This window comes from Sphingomonas sanxanigenens DSM 19645 = NX02 (assembly GCF_000512205.2).
GTDB classification, from domain to species: domain Bacteria; phylum Pseudomonadota; class Alphaproteobacteria; order Sphingomonadales; family Sphingomonadaceae; genus Sphingomonas_D; species Sphingomonas_D sanxanigenens.
The window spans coordinates 4,385,447-4,401,875 of the sequence record NZ_CP006644.1; the positions used below are offsets into that span (position 1 = coordinate 4,385,447).

Sequence of the window (16,429 nt, forward strand, 5' to 3'; positions counted from 1 at the left end):
ACCCCTGGATGAAGAGCCTGCTCATCTGGGTGGGCATTCTCGTCGCGCTGGCCCTGTTCGTCTCGATGTTCGATCGGCCGACGCAGGGCGCGGGCAAGACCATCGCCTATTCCGAATTCCTCGCCAAGGTGGACGAGGGCTCGGTCAAGCAGGTCGACATATCCGAGAATTCGGTCAGCGGCACGATGTCGAACGGCGAGCAATTCCGTACGCTCTCGCCGAACGATCCGCAGCTGACCGACCGTCTCTACAAGAACAATGTGCGCTTCACCGCCAAGCCGGCCGAATCGCCCAGCTTCTGGCTGCTGCTGCTGTACCAGGCGCTGCCGTTCATCCTGATCCTCGGCATCGCGTTCTTCGTGATCCGGCAGATGCAGAAGAACAGCGGATCGGGCGCGATGGGCTTCGGCAAGAGCCGCGCGAAGATGCTCACCGAAAAGCATGGCCGCGTCACCTTCGACGACGTCGCCGGCATCGACGAGGCGCGCGAGGAGCTGCAGGAGATCGTCGAGTTCCTGAAGGATCCGTCGAAGTTCGCGCGGCTGGGCGGCAAGATCCCCAAGGGCGCGCTGCTGGTCGGCTCGCCCGGCACCGGCAAGACGCTGCTCGCCCGCGCGATCGCGGGTGAGGCCAACGTGCCCTTCTTCACGATTTCCGGTTCGGACTTCGTCGAGATGTTCGTCGGCGTCGGCGCGAGCCGCGTGCGCGACATGTTCGAGCAGGCCAAGAAGAACGCGCCGTGCATCGTCTTCATCGACGAGATCGACGCGGTCGGCCGCAGCCGCGGCGCCGGCCTGGGCAACCAGAACGACGAGCGCGAGCAGACGCTGAACCAGCTGCTCGTCGAGATGGACGGCTTCGAGGCGAACGAGGGCATCATCATCATCGCGGCGACCAACCGCCCCGACGTGCTCGATCCCGCGCTGCTGCGCCCGGGCCGCTTCGACCGCCAGGTCGTGGTGCCGCGCCCGGACATCGAAGGCCGCATCAAGATCCTCCAGGTCCACATGAAGAAGGTGCCGCTGGCGCCGGACGTGGACTCGCGGGTCATCGCGCGCGGCACCCCGGGCTTCTCGGGCGCCGACCTCGCCAACCTCGTCAACGAGGCGGCGCTGCTCGCCGCGCGCCGCGGCAAGCGCCTCGTTGCGATGAGCGAGTTCGAGGCCGCGAAGGACAAGGTGCTGATGGGCGCCGAGCGCAAGTCGATGGTGATGACCGAGGACGAGAAGCGGATGACCGCCTATCACGAGGCCGGTCATGCGATCGTCGCGCTGCACGAGCCCGCGTCCGACCCGATCCACAAGGCGACGATCATCCCGCGCGGCCGCGCGCTGGGCATGGTGATGCGCCTGCCGGAGCGGGACAGCTACAGCTATCACCGCGACAAGATGTACGCGAACCTGTCGGTGGCGATGGGCGGCCGCGTCGCCGAGGAAGTCATCTTCGGCTACGACAAGGTCTCGAGCGGCGCCTCGGGCGACATCCAGAGCGCGACCTCGCTCGCGCGCGACATGGTGACCCGCTGGGGCATGTCCGATGCGGTCGGCCCCGTGCAGCACAGCGACGACGACCAGAGCTATCTGGGCTATTCGATGGGCTCACGGAACAGCATGTCGAACCAGACCGCGCAGCTCATCGACTCGGAGATCAAGCGCATCGTCGAGGGCGGCCTCGACCGCGCCCGCGAGATCCTGACCGAGCATATCGAGGAACTGCACAAGCTTGCCATCGCGCTACTCGAATATGAGACGCTGAGCGGTGACGAGATCAAGCGGATGCTGGCGGGCGAGGATATCGGCCGCGACATCCCCGGCTCCACCGGCCCCGCGCTCGTCAAGCCGGGCGGCAGCTCGATCCCCAAGACCCGCCGCCCCGGCGGCTGGGGCGATCCGAGGCCGCAGGGCGCCTGACCTTCGGGCGGGATGACGAACAGAAACGGGCGGTGCCGGGAGGCGCCGCCCGTTTTCGTTTGGGGTGTGCGGAGGTTGGGAGTCGAATTTTCCTCCCCGAGCGCTGCTCGGGGAGGGGGACCGCCGGCGAAGCCGGTGGTGGAGGGGCCGGCGCGGATCTGATCGCTCGAACCATAATGGGACGAAATGCTTCGGCGCCGTCCCCTCCACCATCCGCTTCGCGGATGGTCCCCCTCCCCGACGCTGCGCGCCGGGGAGGAAAAGAACAGCGCCTGCGGTAGTGTCGCGGGCGTCCGCGCCCCTCACTCCGCCAGCAGGTCGCCCACCGGCTTGCCGTTGACGAACACCTGCCGCCGCTTGACCTCACGCACCTCGATCTGCTCCGGCGTTCCCGTCCGCAGCGCCTCGCGCGTGGCCGCCGGGCTATCCTGGCTTTGGGTGGGCGTGACATTGCCCGGCTGCACCCATGTGCCGTCGGCGCGGCGCACGACGGCCTCGGCGTTTGGCTGGCAGGTCTCGCACTGGCTGCGGATCAGCACCGCACGATCCTCGCCCGGACGGTAGAGCAGCACGAACACGTCGCGATCGTCGACGCCATAGACGCGACCGAACGCGTCGAGCAGCCCCTCGGGCAGCGGCACCGGCGCCGGCAGGATGCGCAGATGCTTGCGCAGCATCGCCCGGTTCGCCTGATCCTGCTCGTCCGCCGCGATGTCGGCGCGATATTCGGACTTGAGCGCCTTGGCCGCGCGTTCGCGGATCGCCGGCGGGTTGGGCGCCTTCGCCAGTTCGCGCAGCGCGGCGCGGCCGGGCTCCCCGAAGTCGAACGCCAGCGCCGACCAGCTGAACGCGGCCGGCGTGACCCTGCCCGCCTTCAGCCGCGCGACCTGGTCACGCGTCGCCAGCAGGTTGAACGCGGCGAGCGGCGTCGCGAGGAACAGCGCCAGCCCGCACAGGCCGAAGGCGAGGTGCAGGTTGGACGGGCGCGCGAAGCCCGCCCAGCGTTCGCGCCCGCGCACCACCGCCACGAGATAGGCGACGCCATAGACGACCGCGACGGTCACGAAGGTCAGCGCCCACAGCCGTTCCGGCGTGAAGCCATATTGGCCGATGCGCGCGCCGGTGGAGACCGCGGCGATCAGCGCGAAGGGCAGCAGCACCACCGCGAGCGCGATCGCCGCCCAGCGCAGCGGCGGGAAGCGCGATTCCTGATCCTCGCCATGGCCGATCACCGCATTGGCGAGCACGAGCGCGCCGATCACGCAGCCGAGCAGGATCGGCGTGGTCGATCGCGTCGCCGCCCACAGCGGCGTGAGCCCGGTGAAGGGCAGGCTCAGCAGGAACAGCACCAGCCCCACCGCGAGCACCGGCGCCAGCACCGCGAGCACCGACACGACGACGCGCTCGAGCAGTCCGACGATGCGGTCACGCTCGCGCAGCAGGCCCGCGCCGCCGCCCAGCGCGGTGCCGAGCAGGGTCGACCAGAACCATTGCTTCTGCAGCGCTTCCTTGAGCAGATCGATGCCGATCAGGTCGAACAGCGCCGCGAGCAGGAAGGCGAGGATGAAGACGATCCCCGCGAACAGCCACGCCGCGCACCAGATCACCACATTGGTCCACGCATGGGCATGGACCTCGACATAGGGAAAGCGGCGCGCGCCCTGATCGCGCGCGGCCTGGAACAGGGGCGCGGCGATCGCGACCGACAGCGCGACGCACACGCCGCGCCAGGTTTCCAGATCGCCCCATTTGTCGGTCGGCCCGTTCCAGTAGAGGACGAGACCGACGACGAGACCGACCATGGCGATGAAGATCAGCGCCCAGCGCGCGCGCAGCGGCTCATAGCAGAGCGCGAACGCGGCGGTGGAGGCGGCGATCGCGGCGGCGGCCGCCACCCTGAGCGCCATCCCGTCCGGCGATCGCGGCAGGCCATCCATCAGCGCCCAGATCAGGAAGCCGGCGAGCGCGCCGAACGCCGCCGCGACCCAGGGCCGGATCGGCCAGCCCTCGCGTTGATCCCTGTCGTGCATCAGGATGCTCCTGCGTCAATTGCCTTTGGATATAGCAGCTTATCGGCTTTGCCGGGTGATCCCGGTCACCATGTCTTACCGATCCCGTGCAGATCCCGTGCAGCGGCATCGTTTGCATGACGAGGCGGTTGCCGGCTACGCACTTGCTCGGGGCGGCAATTATGCTGCACCGCACAATGGAGAGGGAAATGGCGGCGCGCCGCTTCCTATATGTTTTTGCGGGGTTGATCGTGCTCGCCATCGCCGGCCTCTTTGCCTATCGGCTGTTCGCGCCGCAGCTCTTTCGCTTCGCGTTCGTGCCGAGCGCGCCGTTCGTGGAGCAGATGCCGCGCCAGGCGGCGGCCTATGCCGATCCGGCGATGTGGCTCGCCCGCCCCGGCCTCGGCAACAGCGATGCCGCGCAATGGCTGCCGGCCGGGGTTTCCCCGCGCACCGCGGATCGCGCCGCGACCTTCTTCATCCACCCGACCTCCTACCTCACCCGCGCGCAGTGGAACGCGCCGCTCGACGATCGCGAATCGCAGGATCGGGCGCGGCTGTTCGTCCGCAGCCAGGCGAGCGCCTTCAACCATCTGGGGCCGGTGTGGGCGCCCAAATACCGGCAGGCGGCGTTCGGCGCCTTCCTGACCGACCGGCCGGAAGCGCAGCGCGCGCTCGACGCCGCCTATGCCGACGTCGCGGCGGCGTTCGACCGCTTCCTGCAGGAAGCGCCGGCCGATCGGCCGATCATCCTCGCGGCGCACAGCCAGGGCTCGCTCCACCTGCTGCGGCTGTTGCGCGACCAGGTGGCGGGCAAGCCGGTCGCCGCGCGGATCGCCGCCGCCTATGTCGTCGGCTGGCCGGTTTCGCTGACCACCGACGTGCCGCGGCTCGGCCTGCCCGCCTGCACCCGCGCCGACCAGCCCGGCTGCGTGCTTTCGTGGCAGAGCTTCGCCGAACCCGCCGACCCGGCGATGATCCGCGACGTCTATGAGGCGAGCACCGGGTTCGACGGCCGGCCGCGCAAGGGCACGCCGATGCTGTGCACCAACCCGCTGACCGGGCTCCCCGGCGGCGGCGCGGCGCCCTCCGCCAATCTCGGCGCGCTCATCCCCAACAAGGATCTGAGCGACGCGACCCTGGAAGCCGGGACGATCCCGGCGCGGTGCGACGCCGGCGGCTTCCTGCTGATCGGCCCGCCGCCCGCGAGCATGGACAGCCCCTATGTGCTGCCCGGCAACAATTTCCACGTGTTCGACTATACACTGTTCTGGTCGAACATCCGCGCCGACGCCGCGCGGCGGACGGCGGCCCACGCGGCGGCGCAACCCCGCGGGATCGAAAAGCTGCTGCGCCGGCTGGGGGGCAGGCGGTGATCGTCGCCAACGCGGCGGCGATGCGCGAGGCGCTGCCGCTCGGCGGGCGGCTGATGGGGCTGGACGTCGGCACCAAGACGATCGGCGTCGCGCTCTGCGACGCGCAATGGATGATCGCGAGCCCGGCGGAGCTGATCCGCCGCGCGAAATTCAGCGCCGATCTGGCGAAGCTGACCGAGATCGCGGCCAAGCAGGCGGTGGCGGGCATCGTCGTCGGCCTGCCGCTCAACCTCGACGGCAGCGAATCACCGCGCACCCAGTCGACGCGGGCGTTCGCGCGCAACCTGGCGCCGCTGCAGTTGCCGGTGCTGCTGTGGGACGAACGCTGGTCGACGCAAGCGGTGACGCGGACGCTGATCGAGGCCGATGCCAGCCGCGCGCGGCGGGCGGATCTGGTCGACAAGATGGCCGCGGGCTACATTCTGCAAGGGGCGATCGACGCGCTCGCGATGGGCAATTGATACGCTTCCATATCGTGCTTGGCGATGGCCGGAGGCTCGGCTAAGACCCCGCCATGCGCACGTCCCTGTTGAAGCCTGTTGCCGCCGCGGTGATCCTGTCATCCTTCGTCCCGCTGGCCGGCTGCGCACGCAACCGGAGCAAGGCCGATACCAGCTATGTCGCCCGCGACGTGGAGACGCTGTACAACGCAGCGAAGACCCGGCTCGACCGCGGCCAGTACAAGCTGGCCGCCGCATTGTTCGACGAGGTGGAGCGCCAGCACCCCTATTCGCCCTGGGCGCGCCGCGCGCAGCTGATGAGCGCGTTCAGCTATTACCTCGCCCGCCAGTATAACGAGTCGATCTCTTCCGCGCAGCGCTTCCTGTCGATCCACCCGGGCAACAAGGATGCGCCCTACGCGCTCTATCTGATCGCGCTCGATTATTACGAGCAGATCGAGGACGTGACGCGCGACCAGAAGATCACCCAGCAGGCGCTGGGCGCGCTGGGCGAACTGATCCGCCGCTATCCCAATTCGCGCTATTCCGCCGACGCCCGGCTGAAGGTCGACCTCGTCCGCGATCACCTCGCGGGCAAGGAGATGGAGATCGGCCGCTTCTACCAGCGCCGCTCGCAGTGGCTGGCCGCCTCCGTGCGCTTCCGCGTGGTGATCGACCAGTACGACACCACCACCCACGCCCCCGAGGCGCTGATGCGGCTGACCGAGACCTATCTGGCGCTCGGCATCCCCGAGGAAGCCAAGAAGTCGGCGGCGGTGCTGGGGACGAACTACCCCGGTACGAAATGGTATCAGCGCGCGTACGACCTGATCCAGAAGCACGGCGCCTGATCGCTGCGTCGGGTAATTCCATCCGACACAATTCCGCTCTAGACCCTCGGCGATGCTGACTGCCCTCGCCATTCGCGACGTCGTGCTGATCGAGGCGCTGGACCTCGAATTCGGCGCCGGCCTGACCGTGCTGACCGGCGAGACGGGCGCCGGCAAGTCGATCCTGCTCGATGCCCTGGGGCTGGCGCTGGGCGGGCGCTCCGCGGCCGGGCTCGTCCGCCAGGGCGCCACGCAGGCGGTGGTGACCGCGAGCTTCGAGGCGCCGGGTGCCGGCAGTCCGCTGGCCGCGCTGCTCGCCGAGAACGGGCTGGAAGCGGATGACGGCGAGCCGCTGATCGTCCGCCGCATCGTCAAGGCGGATGGCGGCAGCCGCGCCTATGTCAACGACCAGCCGGCGTCGGCGGGCCTGTTGCGCGAGATCGGCCAGCGGCTGATCGAGATCCACGGCCAGCACGACGATCGCGGGCTGCTCAACGCGCGCGGCCATCGCGCCTTGCTCGATGCCTTCGCGCGCAGCGAGGGGCGCGCGGTCGAGGCGGCGTGGCAGCAATGGCGCGCGGCGGTGGATGCACTGGAATCGGCGCGTGCGGACGTCGCCAATGCCGAGGCCGATCGCGACTGGCTGGACCATGCGATCGACGAGCTTGCCAAATTCGCGCCCGAGGACGGCGAGGAAGAGACGCTCGCCGCCGAGCGCGCCGACATGCAGAAGGGCGCGCGCCTTTCCGACGACATGGAGACGGTGATGGCCGCCTTCGCCGGATCGGACGGCGGCCTCGCCCAGCTTCGCCAGGCGGCGCGGCGGCTGGACCGGATCGCGCCCGAACATCCGCTGCTCGCCGAAGCGCTGGAGGCGCTCGACCGCGCGGTGATCGAGGGATCGGAGGCGGAGGAGAAACTGGCGCAGGCCGCCGACGCGCTGCGCTACGACCCCGCCCGGCTGGAAGCGGTGGAGACGCGGCTGTTCGAATTGCGCGCGCTCGCCCGCAAGCATCGCGTCGCCGCCGACGGCCTTTCCGACCTGCTGCGCGAGTTCCAGGCGCGCCATGCCCGCATCGAGGCGGGCAGCGAGGGGCTGGCGGCGCTGGAAACGGCCGCAACCGCGACGCGCCGCGCCTATGAGACCGCCGCCGACGCGCTTTCAGCCACGCGGCGCGCCGCCGCGGGCCGGCTCGATGCCGCGGTCGCGAGCGAGCTCAAGCCGCTCAAGCTCGATGCCGCGCGGTTCCGCACCGTCACCGAGACCCTGCCCGAAAGCCAGTGGGGCGCCGCCGGCAAGGATCGCGTGGAATTCGAGATCGCGACCAACCCCGGCGCGCCCTTCGGCGCGCTGGCCAAGATCGCCAGCGGCGGCGAACTCAGCCGCTTCATCCTCGCGCTCAAGGTGGCGCTGGCGGAGGAAGGCGGGGCGGACACGATGATCTTCGACGAGATCGATCGCGGCGTCGGCGGCGCCGTGGCCTCGGCGATCGGCGAGCGGCTCGCCCGGCTTTCGGACAAGGCGCAGCTGCTGGTGGTGACGCACAGCCCGCAGGTCGCGGCGCGCGGTGCCGGCCATCTGCTGATCGCCAAGCGCAGCGACGGCCTCGTCACCCGCACCAACGTGAATACGCTCGATCCCGCGGCGCGGCGCGAGGAGATCGCACGGATGCTGTCGGGCGCCGAGGTGACCGACGAAGCGCGCGCGCAAGCGACGCGGCTGCTGCAGGCGGCCTGATCGATAGAATCAAACGGGAGGATGCTGATGGACGGACTTGAGCTGCGGTCTCGCATCGAGGCGGACGGATTGCTGGAGATCACGCTGGAGACGGTCGAGATCCCCGCGCCCGGCCCGCGCGACCTGCTCATTCGCGTGCAGGCGGCGCCGATCAACCCCTCCGACCTGGGCCTGCTGTTCGGCGCCGCCGACATGGCGACGATGCGGGCGGCGGGCACCCCCGAGCGCCCGATCCTGCGCGCGCAGGTGCCCGACGCCCGCATCGAATCGATGGCGGGGCGCTGGGGGCTGTCGATGCCGGTCGGGATCGAGGGTGCCGGCGCGGTGATCGATGCCGGTGCCGAGGTCGCGCATCTGATCGGCCGCACCGTCGCGACGGCGGGCGGCGGGATGTACGCCGAATATCGCGTGCTGCCGGCCGATGCCTGCCTGGTGCTGCCGGAAGGCACCGACGCGGTCGACGGTGCGTCGAGCTTCGTCAATCCGATGACCGCGCTGGGCATGGTGGAAACGATGCGGCGCGAGGGGCACAGCGCGCTCGTCCACACCGCCGCGGCTTCCAACCTCGGCCAGATGCTGGTCAAACTGTGCCAGGCCGATGGCGTGCCGCTGGTCAACATCGTCCGCAAGCCCGAGCAGGAAGAGCTGCTGCGCAGCCTCGGCGCGGAGTATATCTGCGACAGCAGCAGCATCAATTTCCGCGACAAGCTCACCGAGGCGCTGGTGGCGACGGGGGCGACGATCGCCTTCGATGCGATCGGCGGCGGCCGGCTGGCGTCTGACATCCTCCATTGCATGGAAGTGGCGATCGGCCGGCGGCAGACCGGCGCCTACAGCCGCTACGGGTCGGACGTGCGCAAGCAGGTCTATATGTACGGCATGCTCGACACGAGCCCGGTGACGATCAACCGCAGCTTCGGTTTCGGCTGGAGCGTCGGCGGCTGGCTGCTGACGCCCTTCCTCAAGGCGATCGGCGCGGAGGCGACGCAGGCGCTGCGCCAGCGCGTGGCGGACAATCTGACGACGATCTTCGCCAGCACCTATGCCGGGCGGCTCTCGCTGCAGGAGGCGCTGCAGCCGGACCATGTCGCGGTCTATGGCCGCCGCTCGACCGGCGAGAAATTCCTCATCGATCCGTCAAAGGGATGATGGCAGGCGGGGTGCGACGCACCGTGCCATGCTATGCCGATCGCGTGCGACGCCCCCGCCCCTCCCCACTCCTGCCGATCGCCGCGCTGCTGGCGCTGGCGGCGTGCGGGCGCCTGCCCCATCCGCGCACATTGGCCTGCGCGGCGAGCCCGCCGGCGCCGCTCGCGCGGATGCCCGGCGGCCGGATGAGCACGACGATCGACGTGCTCACCTACAATATCGAGGGCCTGCCCTGGCCGGCGCGATCGGGGCGCGGCGCCAAGCTCAAGCGAATCGGCGCGATCCTCGACGATCTGCGCCGCGCCGGCGAGGCGCCCGATATCGTGCTGTTCCAGGAGGCCTTCTCGCACGCAGCGGCGCGGGCGGTGGAGCACAGCAACTATCCCGCGATCGCCGTGGGCCCATCGCGGGTGCAGCGCGCGCCGGTGCGCGCGGATACCGATCTGCCGGGCAAGCCGCGGCTGTTCAGGGGCGAGATCGGGCTTCGGCTGATGAATTCGGGGCTCGCGGTCGCCAGCCGCTATCCGATCGTCGCGCGGATCGCGGTGCCCTATTCGCGGCCGACCTGCGCGGGGATCGACTGCCTTGCCAACAAGGGCATGATGATGGCGCGCATCGCCATCCCCGGCGTGCCGGTGCCGCTGCAGATCGTCAACACGCACATGAATTCGCAAGGCGCCTCGCGCGTTTCCCCCGCCCGCCACCTCGCCGCGCACAATGCCGAGACCGCGGAGTTGGGCACTTTCATGCGCCGCCACTGGGATCAGTCGCTGCCGGCGATCTTCGGCGGCGATTTCAACATGCGCGACGCGCCGAAACGCTTCGCGCCCTTCTGGGATTCGCAGCGGCTGGCACTGGTCCACCGCTTCTGCATCGATCCCGCCAATCGCTGCGACGTGCGCCTGTCGTGGGACGGCGACGAACCCTGGATGGACACGCAGGACCTCCAGTTCTTCGCCTCGGGCGCGCAGGTGACGGTGCGGCCGATCCGGGTGGAGGCGATGTTCGACGGCAGCGAGACCAGCCCGATGCTCTCCGACCATGACGGCCTGCGCGTGCTCTACCGCCTCGAATGGCGTGCGTCGGCGCCGACGATGGCAGGGTGCGGCGCCGCCACCGTCGCGGCGCGGCGCGGCGCTGAGGCGCGGCGCTACCCCGCCACCCGGTTCCGCCCGCCCGCCTTCGCGCTGTAGAGCGCCTGGTCGGCGACGCGGTAGAGCGTCTCGAAATCGGTGTCGCGGTCGCCCGGAGCCATGCCGATGCTCACCGTCAGGCAGCGCTGGCCGAGCAGGTCGGCCACATCCATCGCACTGCAGCTGCGCCGCATCTCCTCGGCGAACCGCCGCAGCTCGGACGGGCCCGTGGCGGGCAGCGCGATCACGAACTCCTCGCCGCCCAGCCGCCCGGCGAGATGTCGCGACTGCCCATCGTCATCCAGCCGTGTCGCCAGCCGGCGCAGCACCTCATCCCCCACATCATGGCCGAAGCCATCGTTGATCGACTTGAAATGGTCGACGTCGATCAGCAGCAGCGAGATCGGCGTCGCCGAAGCTTGGCGCAGCGTGGCGAAGCCCTGCGCGAAGCCGCGGCGATTGAGCAGCCCGGTCAGCGGATCGCGGTTGGCGAGGTCGATCAGCATGCGTTCCGCCGCGCGCGCCGAATCGCGTTCCCAGCGGATGCGCGCCAGCCGCACCGTCGCCGCGATCGCGATCACGACCGTCTGCAGCGCCGAGGCGATCAGAATCGCGATCTGCGATCCACCACCCAGCAGGGCGCCGAAATCGAAGATGTGAATCACCGTCAGCGCGATGATCGGCAGCGTCCACGCGATCGCGAAGTCGCGCGCCTCGCCCTGCCCGCGCCGCCAGCCGATCGTGACGAGCACGACCACCAGGAACAGGTTGAGCAGCACCAGCGGATCGAGCAGCGCATCGACCAGCGCGAGCGGCCCCCCGCGCGCGAAGGCGAGCGGGAAGCCGAGCAGCAGCACCAGCGTCGTCAATGCGCCCAGCAACAGCCGCAGCCAGCGCGGCGCCGCGGTGATGCTGAACAGCGCCGCCATCGTAGCCGTGAACACGGCGACGCACGCGAGCAACGAGCAGATCTGGGAGGCGAGCGTACCCGCCACCTGCGGGGCCACGAGCAGCGCGATCTGCGACCAGAGCAGCCCCCACAGCACCATGCACAGCGCCCAGCCCCCCTGCCAGACAAGATAGGCGCGGCGCATCGCGATCGCGAGCAGCAGGTTGTAGAGCGCCGCGAGCAGCAGCAGGGTCAGCGCGCCGCCGACCAGCGCGGAGGCCGCCGCGGTTTCCTGTGCCGCGCCATCGCGATCGAGCAGCCGGGCGCGCAGCAGCCCATAGACCGAGAAGCGATCGATCCGGATCGTCACCGATGCCAGCGTCGCGGCGCCCGCGGGTGCCGCGAAGGCGAGCTGGCCACCCACCCGCCAATAATCGCCATAGGCGCCGCGCGCGACCGCGTAGCGGCGGACATGCCCATCGCCATAGGTGAAGGCCACCGCCATCCGGTCGAACCGGCTCTGGTGAACCAGCAGCGCGGCATCGCCATCGGCGAAACCGAGCCGCGCGACATCGGTCCGCAACCACAGGCTCGCTTCCTGATAGCCTTGCGGCTCGCCGCTACAGCGATAGGCCGACGGTGGCGGCGGCGCGCTGCCCAGCGGCGTCACCGCGTGACACAGCACCGGAACCAGATCCACCTGCCGCGCCTGTTCCGCCCGGGCCGGCAGCGAAACGATCGCCGAAACCAGCGCGCAAAGCAGAAAACCCAAACGAAACAAGATCATGGTCGCGCCCAGACTCGGCCCATCGAATTGCCGCCCCACAGCTTTTCGTTGGCAAAATTTTGCCCGATTGGCGAGTCGCAGATGCCGCGCCCGCGACGCCGCGATCCGGCTTGCGCGATCGGGCGTGGGAGCGGCGGCCGGATCGAGATCCGCGGACAGGTGTCAGGCGTCATCCTCCGGCCGGCATCCATTTGACGGGCGCTCTCGCCTACGGGATAGCAGCCCGCGAACGCCGGAGCCATCGCCCCCTGGCCGCACGCGCGCGGCCGATGATCGGGCCGGCGTCAGGGAGTATCGATGAGCATCACCTATCTCGCCATTCTCACCTATGTGCGCCCGGTGGAGGAACTGGACGCGCATCTCGACGGCCATCGCGACTGGCTCAAGCAGGGCATCGCCGCCGGCACGATCCTCGCCGCCGGCCGCCGCGTCCCCCGCACCGGCGGCGTCATCTTCGCGCGCGGCGAGAGCCTGGAGGCGGTCGAGGCGCTGATCGCCGCCGATCCCTTCCACCGGCATGGCCTGGCGACCGCGGAGATCATCCCGTTCGAAACGACGCTGGCGGCGGATACGCTGCAGGGGCTGCTGTAAGCGCGGACGCCTTTCCTCCCCGAGGCTTGCCCGGGAAGGAAAGGCGATGATTCTCAATCCTCGCGCAACAGCCGGTTCACGCGCATCCTGAGATCGTCGATCGCGAAGGGCTTGGTCAGCACTTCCATGCCATGTTCGATATGGCCGTGGTTGAGCACCGCATTCTCGGCATAGCCGGTGATGAACAATATCCTGAGGTCGGGCCGCTCGGCGCGCGCCTGTTCCACCACCTGGCGGCCGTTCATGCCGCCGGGCAGGCCGACATCGGTGATCAGCATGTCGATACGATCGGCCGCGCGCAGCATCGCCAGTCCCTCCGCCCCGTCTGAGGCCTCGGCGCAGGCATGGCCCATCTCGGTCAGCGCATCCGCCACCAGCATGCGCACCGTCGGCTCATCATCGATCACCAGCACCGCCTTGCCCGCCGCAGCCTTCAGCGGCGTCAGCCGCGCGGAGACATCCTCGGTCTCGACCACGTCGCCCATATGACGCGGCAGATAGAGGCACACCATCGTTCCCTGCCCGACCTCCGAATAGATCCGCACCTGGCCATGGCTCTGGCGGACGAAACCATAGACCATCGACAGGCCGAGCCCGGTGCCCTCGCCCTGCGGCTTGGTGGTGAAGAAGGGATCGAACACGCGTGACAAGGTCTCGCGGTCGATCCCCGTGCCGGTGTCGCTGACGCACACCGTGACATATTGGCCGGGTTCCAGCCCGCGCTCGATCGCGGTGCGATGATCGATCCACTTGTTCGCGGTCTCGATCATGATGCGGCCGCCGCCCGGCATCGCATCGCGCGCGTTGATGCACAGGTTGAGGATCGCGTTCTCGAGCTGGTTGGCGTCGACCAGCGTCGGCCACAGTCCCGCCGCCGCGACCGTCTCGACATCGATCCCGGGGCCGACGGTGCGGCGGATCAATTCCACCAGATCGCCCACCAGCCGGTTGATGACGATCGGCGTGGGCGAGAGCGTCTGCCGCCGCGCGAAGGCCAGCAGCCGGTGCGTCAGCGCCGCCGCGCGCCGCGTCGCGCCCTGGCCGGCGGCGAGATATTTGTCGAGTTCGTTCACGCGGCCCTGCGCCAGCCGCACGCCGATCATCTCGAACGCGCCCGAAATGCCGGCGAGCAGATTGTTGAAATCATGCGCGAGGCCGCCGGTCAGCTGGCCCACCGCCTCCATCTTCTGCGCCTGGCGCAGCACCTCTTCCATCTGTGCGAGGCGGGACTGTTCCTCGAGCCGGTCGGTCACGTCGTGCGCGAACTGATAGGCCCCGATCAACCGGCCTTCGCCGTCGCGCATCGGGTTGAAGCGCAGCTCGTAATGGCGCCGCCCGCCCGCCGGCGTGTCGTAGGCGGTGACTTCGACGAAGGACTCGCCGGCCAGCGCGCGTTCCCAATGCGCGCGCAGCTGATCGCGTATCGCCGCATCGGCCAGCGCCTCGAACAGGCTGTCCCCAACGCGCGGGCATATGCCGAACATCCGTTCGATCTCGTTCGAAGCGGCGCCGTTGATGGCAAGCCAGCGCCCGTCGCGATCGAGCACCTGCACGAAAGCGTCGGTGTTCTCGATGATGTCGGCGAACAATTTGCGTTCGGCGATCGCCTCGGCGACGCGCGCCTCCAGCGTGGCATTGGACTGCACCAGCGCCAGTTCGGCCTGGCGTCGCGCGGTGACATCCTGGAACAGAACCGCGACCTGGCGGCGGCTCGGCGGTTCGATGCGGAAGGCGGAAAGCGAGAGGTAGCGTCCGGTCGCCTCCAGCTCGCGCTCGAAGCGGATCGGCTCACCCGTGCGCAGGACGCCGCCGTAGCGCGCCAGCCAATCCTCGGCCTCATCGCCCACCATCGCGCGCAGCCGCTGACCGACGACGTCGGGAATGCCCGCGTTCAGCGCATAGGCGGCATTGGCCTCGACATGGACATAATCGCTGAGCGGGCCGTGCGGGCCATCGACGAACTCGATGACGCAGAAACCCTCGTCCATGCTTTCGAACAGGGTGCGGTAGCGCGCGTCCTGCGCGAGGCGCTCACGCGCCGCCAGCCGCAGTTCGAGCTGGTTCATCAACTGCCGGGCGAGCACCTTCAGCGCCCGCTGCTGCACTGCGCCAAGCTCGCGCGGCATCGTATCCAGCACGCACAAGGTGCCGATCGGCAGGCCCTCCGCGGTCTTGAGCAGCGCGCCGGCATAGAAGCGCAGCCCGGGCGCGCCGGTCACCAGCGGGTTGGCGGCGAAGCGCGGATCCTGACGCGTGTCCTCCACCAGCATAAAATCCTCCTCGAGGATCGCATGCGCGCAGAAAGAGGTCTCGAGCGGCGTCTCGCGCACGCCGAGGCCCACCTCCGCCTTGAAGAATTGCCGGCCCTCGCCGATCAGATTGATGACCGCGATCGGCGCTGCGCACAGGTCTGCAGCGAGCCGCGCGATCTCATCGAACTCGGGCTCGGGGGGCGTGTCGAGAACCTCGTAGCGGTCGAGAGCCGCCAGCCGTGCGCGTTCGCGCGGGTCGGTCGCTGGCTGCGGATCGGTCGTTCCGGTCATGCTGATCATGGTCTCAGGCTGCCTTCCCCCCGGCTGGCTGCCTATCAGGTGACCGCAGGGAACGCCACAGAATGCGACCTCACGCCAAAGGGTTGCCGGGAACGACCGGGGGGCCCGACGCGGCGCCTTTACCCCCGCGCCCGCTTTACCCCCGCGCCCGCAACAGTGCGGCAACGGCCGCCGCCGCCGCCCGCGCCGCCGCGTCGGGCGCGGCACCGCGCAGCCATTCGCCGAGGAAGCGCCCGGCGAAACTGTCCCCGGCGCCGGTCGCGTCCGCGCTGTCGACAGGCGCCACCACGACGCGGTACGTGCCGGCGTCGGTGGCGATGCGGATGTCGCGCGCGCCGTCGGTCTCGACGCGGACCTGGCCGGGCCGCCGCTGCGCGCCGACGAAGGCGCGTTCGCCGATATTGGCGAAGATCAGGTCGGTGCGCGCGGCCAGCCGCGCCGCGAGCGGCGGCGGAAAGCAGGCCGGATCCGCCTTGACGATCCATGCGAGCCGCTGGTGCGGCGCCAGCCGGTCGAGCAGCGCCGCCGTGACCGCCGCCGGGCCCGCCGCGACGATGATGAGCGATGCCCCCGCCAGCGCCGCCAGCTGCGCCTCGCTCGGCGCCGCCGCCGGGCTGCCGGCGTCGAGGAAGCAGCGGTAGCTGCCGTCGTCATGATGGACGAGCAGGCAGGCCGCGCTGCGTCCGCCGGCGATCGTGGCGATGCCGTCCGCCGCCAGCGCCGCCGCCGCGCAGGCGCTGCGATAGGCCGCGGCGTGGACATCCTCCCCCACCGTCACCAGCGGCGTGGTGGCGATGCCCATCGCGGCGAGCTGTGCACCGGCATAGAGCGGCGCCCCGCCCGCGCGCGGCCAGGCGCCGGGCATCAGCCGCGCGTCACTCGTCCCCCGCGCCACCGGTTCGCCGGCGGCGGCGATCACATAGTCCAGCGTCGCATAGCCGCTCACCACCGCCTCGATCATCGTGCCTTCCTTGCCGCGGCCCCTGCCAAAACGCTTGCCGCAACCTCGTTCGCATGCGAATGAA

Annotated in this window: 12 protein-coding genes; 8 read left to right on the forward strand and 4 right to left on the reverse strand. The window is 69.8% G+C overall.

Features of this window, described 5'->3' with window-relative positions:
- Nucleotides 1–8 precede the first annotated feature (8 nt).
- Nucleotides 9–1,910 (forward strand): ATP-dependent zinc metalloprotease FtsH, encoded by a 1,902-nt coding sequence (gene ftsH / locus NX02_RS19920; protein WP_211258362.1) that lies wholly within the window; start codon nucleotides 9–11, stop codon nucleotides 1,908–1,910.
- A 302-nt stretch (nucleotides 1,911–2,212) separates the two neighbouring features.
- On the opposite strand, the gene NX02_RS19925 is transcribed toward ftsH, so the two are convergent.
- Entirely contained in the window at nucleotides 2,213–3,940 is a 1,728-nt protein-coding gene (locus tag NX02_RS19925; RefSeq protein ID WP_025293951.1) for a DUF4153 domain-containing protein, read from the reverse strand.
- Nucleotides 3,941–4,128: 188 nt separating this feature from the next.
- Between NX02_RS19925 and NX02_RS19930 the strand changes: the two genes are divergently transcribed.
- From NX02_RS19930 to NX02_RS19955, 6 genes are read left to right on the forward strand one after another with little or no spacing between them, the layout of a single operon-like run.
- Entirely contained in the window at nucleotides 4,129–5,295 is a 1,167-nt protein-coding gene (locus NX02_RS19930; RefSeq protein WP_025293952.1) for a DUF3089 domain-containing protein, read from the forward strand.
- A 20-nt stretch (nucleotides 5,296–5,315) separates the two neighbouring features.
- The gene (gene ruvX, locus NX02_RS19935) at nucleotides 5,316–5,756 is read left to right on the forward strand and encodes a Holliday junction resolvase RuvX (RefSeq protein WP_039997849.1); all 441 of its coding nucleotides are present in this window, start codon (nucleotides 5,316–5,318) and stop codon (nucleotides 5,754–5,756) included.
- Between the two features lie 53 nt (nucleotides 5,757–5,809).
- A complete protein-coding gene (locus tag NX02_RS19940) occupies nucleotides 5,810–6,586 on the forward strand; it encodes an outer membrane protein assembly factor BamD (protein WP_025293954.1) in 777 nt (258 codons plus the stop codon).
- 52 nt (nucleotides 6,587–6,638) lie between these two features.
- Nucleotides 6,639–8,303 carry a DNA repair protein RecN gene (gene recN, locus NX02_RS19945; RefSeq protein ID WP_025293955.1) on the forward strand — a complete coding sequence of 555 codons (1,665 nt, stop codon included), beginning with the start codon at nucleotides 6,639–6,641 and terminating at the stop codon, nucleotides 8,301–8,303.
- 27 nt (nucleotides 8,304–8,330) lie between these two features.
- A complete protein-coding gene (locus NX02_RS19950) occupies nucleotides 8,331–9,452 on the forward strand; it encodes an alcohol dehydrogenase catalytic domain-containing protein (RefSeq protein WP_025293956.1) in 1,122 nt (373 codons plus the stop codon).
- 11 nt (nucleotides 9,453–9,463) lie between these two features.
- Nucleotides 9,464–10,645, forward strand: a complete 1,182-nt coding sequence (locus tag NX02_RS19955; RefSeq protein WP_245648654.1) for an endonuclease/exonuclease/phosphatase family protein — start codon at nucleotides 9,464–9,466, stop codon at nucleotides 10,643–10,645.
- On the opposite strand, the gene NX02_RS19960 is transcribed toward NX02_RS19955, so the two are convergent.
- Nucleotides 10,603–12,261: a GGDEF domain-containing protein gene (locus NX02_RS19960; RefSeq protein ID WP_047099825.1), complete on the reverse strand. Its 1,659-nt coding sequence runs from the start codon at nucleotides 12,259–12,261 to the stop codon at nucleotides 10,603–10,605. The two genes, NX02_RS19955 and NX02_RS19960, sit on opposite strands and share 43 nt — an antisense overlap.
- 297 nt (nucleotides 12,262–12,558) lie before the next feature.
- Here NX02_RS19960 and NX02_RS19965 point away from each other — a divergent pair, with 297 nt between their 5' ends.
- Complete coding sequence (locus tag NX02_RS19965; RefSeq protein WP_025293959.1) at nucleotides 12,559–12,852, forward strand: YciI family protein; 294 nt, start codon at nucleotides 12,559–12,561, stop codon at nucleotides 12,850–12,852.
- 53 nt (nucleotides 12,853–12,905) lie between these two features.
- Here NX02_RS19965 and NX02_RS19970 read toward each other — a convergent pair whose 3' ends face one another.
- Nucleotides 12,906–15,404: a PAS domain-containing protein gene (locus tag NX02_RS19970; RefSeq protein WP_025293960.1), complete on the reverse strand. Its 2,499-nt coding sequence runs from the start codon at nucleotides 15,402–15,404 to the stop codon at nucleotides 12,906–12,908.
- A gap of 136 nt (nucleotides 15,405–15,540) precedes the next feature.
- Nucleotides 15,541–16,365, reverse strand: coding sequence for a PfkB family carbohydrate kinase (locus tag NX02_RS19975; protein ID WP_025293961.1), 825 nt, complete (start codon nucleotides 16,363–16,365; stop codon nucleotides 15,541–15,543).
- Between the last annotated feature and the right edge of the window lie 64 nt (nucleotides 16,366–16,429).